The sequence below is a fragment of the Agromyces sp. Soil535 genome (assembly GCF_001428255.1).
Classification (GTDB): Bacteria; Actinomycetota; Actinomycetes; order Actinomycetales; family Microbacteriaceae; genus Agromyces.
Genome location: NZ_LMRW01000029.1, coordinates 35,710 through 47,804, shown reverse-complemented (window position 1 = coordinate 47,804; position 12,095 = coordinate 35,710). Strand labels below are relative to the sequence as shown.

Below are 12,095 nucleotides of genomic sequence, written 5' to 3'. Positions count from 1 at the left end.
GTTCGCCGTGGGCGCAGCGCCCTCGACCCGCGCGAGCCCGTCTGGAGCGCACGGATGGTGGAGTTGACGGGAGCCGGTGAAGCGTCGTAGATTATCGATATTCGTTAATATCGTTTGTCGATATGGAGCACCGCGCCATGGTCATGACCGTCACGTACCGTCCGAGCCGTTCCGACGTGGCGGGGATGTGGGCCTTCATCGTGGCGGGAGCCGTCATCGCCGTGTGGGCGATCGTGGCATCCGTGCTTCGCATCATCCACGTCGCACCGAATCGCGACGTGCGCGTGCCCGCCGTGTTCGCCGGCACGGCCGCCGAGGCGCCGATCGGCGCTGGCGGCGCGACGGTGGAGGTCGCGCTCGACCGGGCGGACCTGATCGTCCCCGCACTCCCGGGCGCATCGCTCGCGGCGCTCATCATCCAGCAGGTGCTCGCCGCAGCCACCATCGTGATCGTCGTCCTCTGCCTGATCCTGCTCTGCTGGGCGGTCATGCGAGGACGCGTCTTCGGCCGTCGCAACACCGTCCTCGTGACGGTCGCCGGCGTGACCGGCCTCATCGGATTCGCGGCGGTGCCGTTCCTCGGCAACATGGCGGCCAACGGGGCCTTCGCCCGAGTGAGCGAGGGCGACTTCAACAACGTCGTGATGTCGGTCGACCCGCTGCCGTTCCTCTTCCTGGCCTTCGTGTCCGCGATGGCCGGCGTCGTGTTCGCGCTGGGCGACCGGCTCCGTCGCGACACCGAAGGACTCGTCTGATGGCCCCGGCCGAGTCCGACGAGGCATCCGACGTCCACTGCCGGCTCGACGAGCTGCTCGAAGCCCGGGGGATGACGCTCACGCGCCTCAGCGAGCTCGTCGGTGTCACCGTCGTGAACCTGAGCGTGCTGAAGAACGACCGGGCGCGCGCCATCCGCTTCTCCACGCTGCAGGCGATCTGCCGGGCCCTCGAGTGCGAGATCGGCGAACTGTTCGTCCTGCGACCGCGGGAGCGCACTACTTGATCGGGATCGTGACCTCGCTGCCGGCGACCTCGACGATGAGGGGCTCGACGGTGGTGACTTCGACTGGGGTCCAGAAGAGCGTGGTGTGCGGCACGAAGTCCATCGTGCAGATCTCGTCCTCGGGGCGCTGCACGAGGTCGATCGCGACGCGGTTGCCCTCGCCTGCCCCCTCGAGCACGCGGATCGACTTGCCCACCGTGGGGCAGGAGGAGCTGCCGTAGACGACGAGCGCCAGCTGGCCGCCCTCTTCCCACCAGGCGACCTGGGGTTCGTTCGACTCGACGAACGGCTCGCCCTCCGCCTCTCCCTCCGCGGCGTCGGAGATGTCGCCGCCCGCCTCGGGGTCGACGTCGACGGGGGCGGCCTCCTCCTCGCCCGGCAGTCCCGGGAAGTCCTCGGCCGCGCTGCCCGACGGGTTGCAGGCGGAGAGCAGGAACACCGAGGAGAGCGCCACAGCGATGAGGCCGACACGGCGAAGACGCACGGAGGGAGCCATGTCGCCATGCTAGCGGCCACGCGCCGGAAACGGCGGGATCCGCCCGGATCGCCTGCAGCCGCGCCGCCGCCCGGTACGGCGGGTACCATGCCGACATGAGCAACCTGGAGCGCGACCCGGTGGAGCTGCTGTGCCCGCCCGAAGAGCCGTCCGGCCCGGTCGTGCAGGTGCTCGCCGCGCGCGACGTGCCGCTCGGCGGCCCGCGGGCCATGAACGTGCGCCGCACCCTCCCCCAGCGCGGTCGCACGACGATCGGCGCCTGGTGCTTCGCGGACCACTACGGGCCCGACGACGTCGCGGCATCCGGTGGCATGGTCGTGCCACCGCATCCGCACACCGGGCTCCAGACGGTCAGTTGGCTCTTCGAGGGCGAGATCGAGCACCGCGACAGCGCAGGCAGCCACGAGCTGGTGCGTCCGGGCGCCGTGAACCTCATGACCGCGGGGCGCGGCATCTCGCACTCCGAGGTGTCGACGCCGGGCAGCAAGCGGCCGCACGGCGTGCAGCTCTGGGTGGCATTGCCCGAGGCCTCCCGCCACATCGGACCGTTCTTCGAGCACGCCGACACCGTGCCCGTCGCCGTCGGCGACGCGACCGTTCGGGTGTTCGTCGGTTCGCTCGCGGGCGCCGATGCGGACGTGACCGTCTTCTCGCCCCTCCTCGGCGCGCAGGTCGACCTCCCGGCCGGCGGCCGCGTCGAGCTCGAGCTCGAGCCGTCGTTCGAGCACGGCGTGCTCGTCGACGCGGGTCCGGTGACCATCGAGGCCGAGGGTGCGGATGCCCCGACCGAGGTCGCGTGGTCGGAGCTCGCGTACGTCGAGCCGGGCCGGCGGCGACTCGCGCTCATCGCCGGCGCCTCGCCCGTTCGTGTCGTGCTGCTCGGCGGCGTGCCGTTCGGCGAGGAGCTCGTGATGTGGTGGAACTTCATCGGACGCAGCCACGACGACATCGTCGACTTCCGCCGGCAGTGGCAGGCCGACGTCATCGGCCGCGACAACCCCGACGGCCGCTTCGGCACGGTCCGCGGCTTCGATGGCAACCCGCTGCCGGCGCCCGAACTGCCGACGGTGCGCCTGAAGCCACGCAAGTGAGCGCGGCGGCCGTCGAGTCCCGTGCGCCGAGCCGACCGCCCGGTGTCGGCACGACCACCTCGGCCGTCGCAGCCTTCGCGGCGCCAGCCCTCATCACCGCGTTGCTCGGCGGCATGCGTGCGCTCGGCCTCTCACTCTCGCGCGACGAGATGGCCACCAGCATGTTCGCCTCGCTCGCACCCGACGAACTCCAGTCGGCCGTCACGCACGTCGACGTCGTCCTCGCGCTGTACTACGCCATCGTGGGCGCGGTCGCGGCGGTGGCCCCCGGCGACCTCGGCCTGCGCCTGCCGTCGCTCCTCGCCGCCGTCGCGACCGCGCTCACAGTGACGGCCCTCGCGCGACGCTGGTGGGGTACGACGGCGGGCCTCGTCGCGGGCGTCGTGTTCGCGACGAATCCCCTTGCGGTGCAGATGCGGCCACGGCTCGTCCCTACGCGCTCGCGATCCTCGCCGTGGCGCTCGCCGTGCTCGCCGCCGAGCTCGCCCTGGCGACGCCGCGCCGAGGCATCCGTTGGTGGGCGCTGTACGCGGCATCTGTCGTGGCCGCCGGGCTCATGCACCTGTTCGCGCTCCTCGCGGTGCTGCCCGTCGCGATCCTGTGCGGCGTGCGCGGTCGGCGAGCTCTCGGCGCGTTCGCGGCGGCCACCACCGTGGCCGGGGTCGCGCTGCTCCCCTTCGCACTCCTCGCGATGACGCAACGCGCGCAGGTGGGCTGGATCACGGCACCGGATGCCTCGACCGCGGCACGCATCCTGACGAACGTCGTCGCGTACCGATCGGCCGGCGCGGCCGACCCGGCGGCGCTCGCCGCGTACGCTCTCACCGGCGGTCTCGCGGCACTCGCGGCGATCATGACCTGGCGGGCAGCGACGAGGCATCGGGATCGCACCGAGGTCGCACGTCTCGGCACCGCGCTCGGCATGGCGATCGCACCGTGGGCGGTGCTGCTCGTCATCACCTTGACGGCGGTGCCGGTGCTGCGGACCGCCTACATCGCACCGTCCGTGCTGGGGGTCGCGCTGGTCGTCGCGGGCTCGGTGCACACGGTGGTCGCGGCGCCTCGAGACGCTTCCGTCGTAGCGGCCGGAGTCGCCGAGGCCACCCGATCGCGCCGTGCGCTCCTGGCCCCCGTGGTCATCGGCGCGCAGGTGCTCCTCATCGGCACCGGCACCGTCGCCGACGCGCGAACGACCTGGTGGCAGGACGACTTCCGCGGGCTCGCCGAGGCCGTCGAAGAGCGGGCACGGCCCGGCGACCTGGTCGTCGTCGTGCAACGACACCACGAGACGGGGCTCGCGGCCGGCCTCGCACGCTATGCAGGTGACGCGGCGTACTCGCGGGAACTCCTCGACCGCCTGCCGGGCGGCGCCCAGCCCCTCGTCGACGCTCGGCGTGTCATCGACACACGCCCGCTGCGCACTCACGCGGCCGGACCGGCATCCGTCCTCGACGACCGGGTGTGGCTTGTCACGACCCGCTCACCGCTGACCAGGTCGGAGGTTGACGCACTCGAAGAGGCGGGCTTCGCCTGCGTCGCGGATGCCTCGGCCGAGTCGTCATCCCAGTTCGGCGGCCTGCGGATGCTCGGCTCGTCGTGCGAACCGAGCGTGTCGCGGCATCCGCTCGCTACTGCAGCGCGGAGGTGAGCCGCGCGAGGTTGTCGAGCACGGTCGAGCGGAGCGGCTGGCGCATCCACTCCTCGAGCGTGAGCTCACGGCTCTGCCGGCGGTAGGCGTCTTCGGCGGCGCGCATCTCGCTGACGAACGACGCACCACCTTCGAGCACGCCGATACCGTGCCCCTCATTGTCGGCGACGCCACGGTGCGCGTGTTCGTCGGTGCCCTCCTCGGCATCGGCCACGAGGCATCCGTCACCGTGTTCTCACCCCCGCTCGGCGCGCAGGTCGACCTGCCCGCGAGCGGCACGGTCGAGCTCGAGCTCGATCCCGCGTTCGAGCACGGCGTGCTGGTCGATGCGGGCCCCGTCACGATCGAGGCCGAGCGCGCGGATGCCCCGACGGCCGTGCAATGGTCGGAGCTCGCCTACCTCGAGCCGGGCCGGCGGCGGCTCGCGCTCAGCGCGGGCGACACGCCGGCGCGGGTCGTGCTACTCGGCGGCGTGCCGTTCGGCGAGGAGCTCGTGATGTGGTGGAACTTCATCGGTCGCAGCGAGGACGAGATCGTGGAATTCCGGCGCCAGTGGCAGGCCGACATCATCGGCCGCGACAACCCCGACGGCCGTTTCGGAACGGTGGCCCGCTACGACGGGTCGCCGCTGCCGGCACCCGAGCTGCCCACGGTGCGGCTCAAGCCCCGCAAGTAGCGGGCACCGAAAGGCTCCCGGATGAAGCGGACGTGGGCGCTCCGCTACCGCGTTGACTGCGTGCGGAAGTTCACGGCATAGGAGTACGACGCCGGCCGCAGCCAGTACCGGGGCAACACGCCGGGTCCGCATGCCGCGGTACCGATGCCGTGCCGCCCGAAGTCGACGTGCACATGGGTGCTCTCGTCGGGACGCAACTGTTCGAGGTGATCAGCGGCCTCGAGTGCGGCATCGGACCATGGACGCGCGCTGAAGGCGAGCCCTTCGCCGTCGATCTGCAGGATGTTCTGCGGCGCGATGAGTGCGAGCCGCCGAACGCCGCCGCGCGAGCCGTTCTCCTGGGGACGGATGTTGGGCACCTGCAGTTCGTCGACCGGCATTGCGTGCCAGCCGAGCCGGGCGCCCTGGCCCGTGTCGGGATAGGCGGCGCCGGGTCCGAGCCCGAACCACCGCACGTCACCGAAGTCGCGCGGCAGCTGGAAGGCCAGCCCGATCCGCGGCCACGACACGCTCCAGTCACCGAACGGAGCCACGTCGACCGCGAGCGCGAGCACACCGGGGTCTGTGCGACTCCAACGCAGCGTCGAGTCGATCCCGCGGTCGGACCTGATCACGCCGTAGCGGGTGCTGACGATCAGCTCGTCGCCGGCCACCGTGTATTCGGTCGTGCGCCCCTGGAGGCGGTCGAGGCCGGCCTCCGACCAGAGCCGCGCTTGGCTGCGTTCGTCGTCGCCGTCCTGCTCCCACAGTGATCCGAGATCGTTGTCGGTGGGCGGTCGCCAGAATCGCAGGCCGAAGTCGCGAATCGGGATGTCGCCGACCCCGGTCAGCCTGCCGGTCGCGTCGAACCGTCCGAAGCCGAGTACCGTCGGACGCGTCGGTGCCGCCGGGGACGCAGCCGACGACGAGGTGGAGGACGAGGACGAGGACGAGGACGCCGAGCCGGATCGCGACGTCGCGGCTGCACCGGGCAGCTCGGCTTGCACCCACGCGATCTCGTGCCCGGCCGGAGCCCAGGCGGTCGCGCGCTCCTCGGCGACCGAGACCGTGAGCAACCGCCGGACGCCGGTGTCGAACGCCGGCTTCGCCGGAAGGGGAACCGTCGCTGACTGGCCCGGGGCGAGCAGGGGAACCGGGATCCGTCGACCGGCCGGCGGCTCGTCGCTGGCGACACCACCGGCGTCGAGGTCGGTGATGACGAGCGTTGCCTCGAGACCCTCGGTCGTGCGACCGTGAAAGCGGTTGGTCACGGTCAGCTCGTCCGTATCGAGCGCCAGTCCGATCGGCGAGAACACCGCAGCGACGTCGGCGAGACCCGGTCGAGGCTCGCGATCGGGCGAGACGAGTCCGTCGATCACGAAGTTGCCGTCATGCACGAGCTCGCCGAAGTCACCTCCGTATGCGATACGCACGGAGCCGTCGCGGAGGCGCTGGCGGAGGCCGTGCTCGATCCACTCCCAGATGAACCCGCCCGCGATGCGCGGATACCGGTCGATGGCGGCCTGGTATTCGCTCAGGCCACCCGGTCCGGTGCCCATCGCGTGCGCGAACTCGCAGAGCAGGAATGGCCGCTCGGGAGAGTCGGCAGGCGATCCCGGCGTCGCACCGGGCGGTGGGGATCCGGCGCCGATCGCGTCGAGCACCTCTGGGGCGAGGTACATCGCCGAGCCGATGTCGGTGTAGGCGCCGTCACGGTCGCCCTCGTAGTGCACCGGTCGTGACGGGTTCCGCCGATGGATCCATTCGCTCATCGCAGCCAGGTTCCGACCGGTTCCCGCTTCGTTGCCCAGGGACCAGATGATGACACTGGGGTGGTTCTTGTCGCGCTCGACCAGTCGCTCGGCACGGTCGAGGCAGGCAGGCAGCCACATCGGGTCGTCGGACGGGTTGCGTCGCCAGTCGTTCAGTTCGAACCCGTGGGTCTCGAAGTCGCCCTCGTCGATGACGAAGAACCCGAGTTCGTCGGTGAGTTCGAGGAAGTGCGGATCGGGCGGGTAGTGCGAGGTGCGCACGGCGTTGATGTTGTGCCGCTTCATGAGCTCGAGTTCTGCTCGCGCGGTGGCGATGGGAACGATCCGGCCGAGGTCGGGATGGTGTTCGTGCCGGTTCACTCCGCTCAGCCTGACCGGCGTTCCGTTGACACAGAGGGAGCCGCCGTCGATGCTCACCCGTCGGAAGCCGATCTTGAGCACGACCTCGTCGCGGTCGGTGCGCACCCGGAGCTCGTGCAGCACCGGGTCATCCGGTGACCACGGACGGATGCCGGGGAGTGTGAGCCCGACGCCGACGGGATGCTCCGCGATGCCGAGCGACGGCACGTCGAATACCGAATCGGCGACTCCGCGCACCTCGACGTGAAGCAGTCCGGTGCCGGACTCGTGCTCGTAGTCGGCGTGCACGAACAGGTCGTCGATGGCGTGCCCGGGGAGTCGTTGCAGCGTGACGGCCCGGAAGATTCCGGGCATCCACCACATGTCCTGGTCTTCGAGGTAGCTCGTGGCAGACCACTGCGAGAGCCGCACGGTGAGCACGTTCTCACCGAGTCGAAGGCCGCCGTCGAGGTCGAACACGGCGGGGAGCCTGCTGCCCCTGGTGCTGCCGAGCAGCGTGTCGTTCCACCACACGGTCCCCGCGCCGTCGATCCCGTCGAACCGCAACCGGGCTCGCTCGGGCAGCTGGTCGATCCAGACGGTGCGCTGGTAGATCGCGGTCGGGTTGGCATCGGGCGGATGCGGCGGGTCGACCGGGAAGGGATACTGCACGTTCGTATAGGCGGGCGCGCCATGCCCTTGCAGCACCCAGTGCCCGGGAACCTGGATGTCGCCGGCCTCGGCCTCCCGGAACGCGGCGGGCTCGGCCGGTGCTTCGGCCGCGCTCGCCCAGAGTGCGAACCGCCAGCTTCCGCCCAGGTCGAGATCGGTCGGCCGCGGGAGCCAGGCGGCCGGTGCGATCTGGCCGATTCCCGGCAGTGGGCTGGAGAGCGGCAGCTCGAGACTGCTGCGTGCTGTCGGCACGGCGCCGTTCATCCGCGGAATGCGCCCTTCATTGCATCTCCGACGAATTGCTTCGCTCCGATGAGGAACACGATGAGCAACGGCAACACCGAGAGCAGCGCACCGGCCATCACCATGGAGTAATCGCTGCCGTGAGCCCGGTTGAGCTGGCTCAAGGCGACCTGGAGGGTGAGCTCGTTGGGGTCGGTGAGCACGATGAGCGGCCACAGGTAGTCGTTCCAGGCCGCCACGAAGGTGAACATCCCAAGGAATCCGAGTCCCGGCCGGATGAGCGGGAGGCACACCGTGAGGTAGGCGCGGAAGAACCCGGCACCGTCGATCTTCGCCGCATCGATGAGCTCGTCGGGTACCGCCAACTGATGTACTGGCGAAGCCAGAAGATGCCGAAGGCGTTCGCCGCGGCTGGCACGATGAGCGCCTGCAGCTGCCCGACCCAGCCCAGGTTGACCATCGTGATGAACTGCGGAATCACCGCCAGCTGGGTGGGCAGCATGAAAGTCACCAACAGCACCACGAACAGCACCTGGCGGCCGGGGAAACGGAACTTGGCGAAGGTGAATGCGGCGATCGAGTCGAAGAACAGCACCGCGAAGGTGATCGAAACCGTGACGATCACCGTGTTCAGCAGGGAGCCGCCGAAGTCGATCGTGGCGAACACCGTCTGCAGGTTGTCGAGCAGTTCGGCGCCGACCACGAAGCGCGGCGGCGAGGTGTAGATGGCACTGGTCGTGTTGCTGGCCATCACGACCAGCCAGTACAGCGGGAACAGCGAGACCACGACACCGGCCATGAGCAGGAGGTGCAGAACCACACGCGAGGGACGTACGACGCCGGCGTTCCGGGGCTTCGGCGCTGGGAGGACCGTCCTGCTCACCTGTCTGCCTTCTTGATGCGGTTGCGTTCGCTCGCGAACCTCCAGTTGATGATCACGAAGACGACCACGAGCAGGAACACCGCCCAGGCGATGGCCGCCCCGTAGCCGAACCGGTTGAAGTTGAACGCCTGCTGGTAGAAGTAGAGCACCGTTGTCAGCCCCGCCTGGCCGGCTCCGCCGCTGTTCGGGTTGCCGGTGCTCGCGCTGGCGGTGAGCACCTGGGCCTCGGTGAAGCTCTGCAGCCCGGTGATGGTGGAGACCACGAGCACGAAGAGGATGGTGGGGCGCAGCATCGGCAGGGTGATCGACACGAAGCTCCGAACGATTCCCGCCCCGTCGAGCTTGGCCGCCTCGTACAGTTCGGCGGGGATGGCCTGCATTCCGGCGAGGAAGATGATGGCGTTGTATCCGGTCCATTGCCACGTGATGAGCACGGCGATCGTGACCTGGAGCGCCCACGGGGTCGACAGCCACGCGACCTGGGGTATCCCGAAGACCGAGAGCAGGCCGTTGACCAGACCGAACTGCGTGCCGAAGAGCGAACCGAAGAGCACCGCCATGGCGACGACCGAGGTGACGTTCGGGACGAAGTAGGCGATCCGGTAGAAGGTGCTGAACCGCACCGCGGAGTTGAGCAGCGCCGCCACGACGAGGGCGGTGAACAGCATGGGGAAGGTGGAGAGCGCCCAGATCGTGAGCGTATTGCGGATCGAAAGCCAGAAGGTGTCGTCGGCGAACAGCTGCTCGTAGTTGGACAACCCCACGAATGAGGGCTGACCCAGTCCGCTCCAGCTCTGCAGTGAGATCACCAGGGAGTACGCGGCGGGAAACAGGCCGAACGCCAGGAAGAGCAGGAAGAACGGCGCGATTGCCAGGTAGTACGGCATGTACTTCCGGGCGCGCCGTCCGGTGGGCCAGACCCGGCGGACGGCGCGCCCGGCCGGCCGGGCCCGGCGGACAGCGCTCGCGACGGTCATCCGCGCTTGGCCTGCTCGAGCGCGTCCTCGGCCGCGGAGACCGCATCCTTCCACGCCTGCTCGGGATCTTTGCCGGTCGCCTCGATCGCGGTCAGCTCGTTGTAGTACGGAGCTGAAACCGGTCCGTCGAACGGGCTGGTGTAGGAGATCGGCACCTCTTGGGCCGCCGCCCCGAACACCTCGATCGTCTTCTGGCCGTCGAAGAAGGGGTCGCCCTCGGTGAGCTGCGGCAGCTCGTAGCTGGCCGGCGTGGAGGGGAACAGGCCAGCGTCGGCGTAGCCCTGTGCCTGGTTCTCGGGCTCGAGGATCCACTTCATCACCTCGAATGCCCCCGCGGCGTTCTCGGCAGAAGTTGCCGACGGGATGGAGAGGAAGGAACCCCCGATGTTGGCCGAACCGCCCGGGGTCAGGGCCACGCCCCACAGCCCGGAGGTGCCGTCGGTCGCACCCTTGAGGTCGGCCTGGTACCAGGCCGCGCCGAGCAGCGACGGCAGCGTGCCGTTGGTCACGCCGGCGGCCCAGTCGGGGCTGCCATCGCTGACGTTCGCGGTGATCCCCAGGTTGAAGGCCTCGACCGAGCGCTCCCAGGCTTCGCGGACCGCGCCATCCTCGCCGAGGAAGTCCCCGCCCTCGCTGACGAACTGCGTCGTGCTCTGCCCCATCGACTTGGAGAAGGGCTCACTGATGGACAGCAGCATCGAGGCGCCGGTCGCCGCCTTGAGTTCGGTGCCCATCGCGAACAGGTTCTCCCAGTTGCCGGCCGCCTCGGCGAGGGCCTCGGGGGTGTTCGGCAGACCGGCGCTCTCGAAGACATCGCGGCGGAAATACCATCCGGTCGGCCCGATGTCGATGGGCAGGCCGACGAGCTTGCCGTCGGCGGTCATCGCCTGCTGCCACTTCCAGTCGAGGAAGTCGGCCTGGAGGTCCTCTGCGCCCAGGTCGTTGAGGTCGATGAACCGATCGGCCTGGCTGAGGAAGTAGGGCATGTCCTCGCCCTTGACCCCGGTGATGGCGGGCAGTCCGCTGTTGGCGATGAACGTCGCCACCAGCTTCTGCTTGAAGTCGCCGCCGATCTCGGAGATCTCAACGCCGCTGCCGGACACATTGCCGTTGATTCCATCGAGGACAGTGGTGCTCAGGCCGTTGGGCCAGATCCAGAGGGCGAGCTTCTTCGTGGTGGTGGAGGCCGGTGCGCCAGGGGCGCAGGCTGCCAGGACGGCGAGGCCGAGTCCTCCGATACCGGCAGCGAGGAATGTGCGACGGGTGGTGTGGGGCATCATCTACTCTCAATCGGGTTGGCTGGATGGTGCTGATGTGATGACCACCGAGTCCTGTTCGACGAGGAAGTCGTAGCGGTGGGGTTCGAACGTGTTCGGATGGGTGCGAAGCCAGGAGTCGAGTTCCGACAATCGGGGCGCTCCCGCCGCTCCGCCGGGCCGGGAGACGGTGATCCCCGCGCAGAGGCACGCGAAGTCGATTCGCTCGGTGAGGGTCCACGGTCTCGTCGAGGCGTAGGCAAGTGCGGCGCCGAAGACGTCTCCGGCGCCGGTCGGATCGATGGCGAGCACGTCGAGCGCCGGGCGCTCCACCCGCTCGCCCGTCGTGCTGTCGATCGCGATGACGCCGAGTGATCCCAGTGTGACCACGCACAGCGGAACACGTTCGGCGAGGGCATCCGCTGCACTTCCGGCACTGTCCGTGCCGGTGTAGGAGAGCGCCTCGAGCTCGTTGGGCAGGAAGGCTGCACAGGAGGTGAGCTGGTCGAGGATGCCGCGGTTCCAGGCTCCGCTCGGGTCCCAACCCAAGTCGGCGTACACCCGGGTGCCCTGGGCGGCCGCGATGGGCAGCCACTCGGCGGGCTCGGGATCGAGGTGGACGACAGCGGTGGTCGCCGCCGGCACGCCAGCATCGAGGAGTGCATCCGCGCCCAGGGGTGCCGGGGTTCCGCCGGTGACCAGCGCACGATCGCCTGCCCAGCCGAGCGAGCTCGTGACCGGCAGCGACCAGCCGTCGACGACCCGGCAATGCCCGAGGTCGACTCCCTCCGCCGCGAGCATGCGGCTGCACAGTTCGGTCATCGCGTCATCGCCGAGAGCCGCGACGACGCTGCTGCTCATCCCGAGACGCGTTGCCGCGATCGCGAAGTTGGCGATTCCGCCCGGACCGAATCCGAAGGAATCGGTCCAGATCTCCTCGCCGAGCTGTGGCCCGGCCGGAAGACCGGAGTACACGAAGTCGGTGAAGAGCTGCCCCACGGCGAGCAGGCCGATCGTGTCGCTGTCGTCGTCTCGCACTCCTCCTCCGTCCGTCGCTGGCCAT

General features: G+C 69.6%; 13 protein-coding genes. 6 read left to right on the top strand and 7 right to left on the bottom strand.

What is annotated here, in order from left to right; translation table 11 throughout:
• Positions 1–122 precede the first annotated feature (122 nt).
• Both ASG80_RS21890 and ASG80_RS21885 read left to right on the top strand, forming a co-directional pair.
• Positions 123–755: a hypothetical protein gene (locus ASG80_RS21890; RefSeq protein ID WP_056734760.1), complete on the top strand. Its 633-nt coding sequence runs from the start codon at positions 123–125 to the stop codon at positions 753–755.
• Positions 755–1,000, top strand: coding sequence for a helix-turn-helix transcriptional regulator (locus tag ASG80_RS21885; protein WP_056734758.1), 246 nt, complete (start codon positions 755–757; stop codon positions 998–1,000). Before ASG80_RS21890 ends, ASG80_RS21885 begins: the two co-directional genes overlap by 1 nt.
• On the opposite strand, the gene ASG80_RS21880 is transcribed toward ASG80_RS21885, so the two are convergent.
• Positions 993–1,496: a hypothetical protein gene (locus tag ASG80_RS21880; RefSeq protein WP_056734756.1), complete on the bottom strand. Its 504-nt coding sequence runs from the start codon at positions 1,494–1,496 to the stop codon at positions 993–995. The genes ASG80_RS21885 and ASG80_RS21880 overlap by 8 nt on opposite strands.
• Positions 1,497–1,591: 95 nt before the next feature.
• On the opposite strand from ASG80_RS21880, the gene ASG80_RS21875 reads away from it, so the two are divergent.
• Entirely contained in the window at positions 1,592–2,587 is a 996-nt protein-coding gene (locus ASG80_RS21875; RefSeq protein ID WP_056734753.1) for a pirin family protein, read from the top strand.
• Between the two features lie 454 nt (positions 2,588–3,041).
• Positions 3,042–4,235 (top strand): hypothetical protein, encoded by a 1,194-nt coding sequence (locus tag ASG80_RS21870; protein WP_056734751.1) that lies wholly within the window; start codon positions 3,042–3,044, stop codon positions 4,233–4,235.
• On the opposite strand, the gene ASG80_RS24665 is transcribed toward ASG80_RS21870, so the two are convergent.
• Entirely contained in the window at positions 4,216–4,374 is a 159-nt protein-coding gene (locus tag ASG80_RS24665; RefSeq protein WP_235508453.1) for a hypothetical protein, read from the bottom strand. The two genes, ASG80_RS21870 and ASG80_RS24665, sit on opposite strands and share 20 nt — an antisense overlap.
• A 9-nt stretch (positions 4,375–4,383) precedes the next feature.
• Between ASG80_RS24665 and ASG80_RS21865 the strand changes: the two genes are divergently transcribed.
• Positions 4,384–4,911, top strand: coding sequence for a pirin-like C-terminal cupin domain-containing protein (locus ASG80_RS21865; RefSeq protein ID WP_056734749.1), 528 nt, complete (start codon positions 4,384–4,386; stop codon positions 4,909–4,911).
• A 44-nt stretch (positions 4,912–4,955) separates the two neighbouring features.
• Here ASG80_RS21865 and ASG80_RS21860 read toward each other — a convergent pair whose 3' ends face one another.
• Positions 4,956–7,937: a glycoside hydrolase family 2 TIM barrel-domain containing protein gene (locus ASG80_RS21860; RefSeq protein ID WP_056734747.1), complete on the bottom strand. Its 2,982-nt coding sequence runs from the start codon at positions 7,935–7,937 to the stop codon at positions 4,956–4,958.
• Positions 7,934–8,281 (bottom strand): carbohydrate ABC transporter permease, encoded by a 348-nt coding sequence (locus ASG80_RS24660; protein WP_235508443.1) that lies wholly within the window; start codon positions 8,279–8,281, stop codon positions 7,934–7,936. The genes ASG80_RS21860 and ASG80_RS24660 overlap by 4 nt, the downstream gene beginning before the upstream one ends.
• A 24-nt stretch (positions 8,282–8,305) precedes the next feature.
• Between ASG80_RS24660 and ASG80_RS24655 the strand changes: the two genes are divergently transcribed.
• Positions 8,306–8,641: a hypothetical protein gene (locus ASG80_RS24655; RefSeq protein ID WP_235508442.1), complete on the top strand. Its 336-nt coding sequence runs from the start codon at positions 8,306–8,308 to the stop codon at positions 8,639–8,641.
• A gap of 154 nt (positions 8,642–8,795) precedes the next feature.
• Here the strand turns inward: ASG80_RS24655 and ASG80_RS21850 are convergent, their stop codons facing one another.
• Genes ASG80_RS21850 through ASG80_RS21840 form a run of 3 tightly spaced genes read right to left on the bottom strand, consistent with a single transcriptional unit; the run spans position 8,796 to position 12,070 of the window.
• Positions 8,796–9,776: a carbohydrate ABC transporter permease gene (locus ASG80_RS21850; protein ID WP_200952659.1), complete on the bottom strand. Its 981-nt coding sequence runs from the start codon at positions 9,774–9,776 to the stop codon at positions 8,796–8,798.
• The gene (locus ASG80_RS21845; protein ID WP_162256666.1) at positions 9,773–11,053 is read right to left on the bottom strand and encodes an ABC transporter substrate-binding protein; all 1,281 of its coding nucleotides are present in this window, start codon (positions 11,051–11,053) and stop codon (positions 9,773–9,775) included. The genes ASG80_RS21850 and ASG80_RS21845 overlap by 4 nt, the downstream gene beginning before the upstream one ends.
• A gap of 9 nt (positions 11,054–11,062) precedes the next feature.
• On the bottom strand, positions 11,063–12,070 hold the full coding sequence (locus tag ASG80_RS21840; RefSeq protein ID WP_056734742.1) for a carbohydrate kinase family protein: 1,008 nt from the start codon (positions 12,068–12,070) through the stop codon (positions 11,063–11,065).
• Between the last annotated feature and the right edge of the window lie 25 nt (positions 12,071–12,095).

Excerpts from the sequence above, each read along its gene's own strand:
- ASG80_RS21860 (WP_056734747.1), bottom strand. The coding sequence starts at position 7,937 with ATGAACGGCGCCGTGCCGACAGCACGCAGCAGTCTCGAGCTGCCGCTC.
- ASG80_RS21850 (WP_200952659.1), bottom strand. The coding sequence starts at position 9,776 with ATGACCGTCGCGAGCGCTGTCCGCCGGGCCCGGCCGGCCGGGCGCGCC.
- ASG80_RS21885 (WP_056734758.1), top strand. The coding sequence starts at position 755 with ATGGCCCCGGCCGAGTCCGACGAGGCATCCGACGTCCACTGCCGGCTC.
- ASG80_RS21845 (WP_162256666.1), bottom strand. The coding sequence starts at position 11,053 with ATGCCCCACACCACCCGTCGCACATTCCTCGCTGCCGGTATCGGAGGA.
- ASG80_RS21890 (WP_056734760.1), top strand. The coding sequence starts at position 123 with ATGGAGCACCGCGCCATGGTCATGACCGTCACGTACCGTCCGAGCCGT.
- ASG80_RS21880 (WP_056734756.1), bottom strand. The coding sequence starts at position 1,496 with ATGGCTCCCTCCGTGCGTCTTCGCCGTGTCGGCCTCATCGCTGTGGCG.
- ASG80_RS24655 (WP_235508442.1), top strand. The coding sequence starts at position 8,306 with ATGCCGAAGGCGTTCGCCGCGGCTGGCACGATGAGCGCCTGCAGCTGC.
- ASG80_RS21875 (WP_056734753.1), top strand. The coding sequence starts at position 1,592 with ATGAGCAACCTGGAGCGCGACCCGGTGGAGCTGCTGTGCCCGCCCGAA.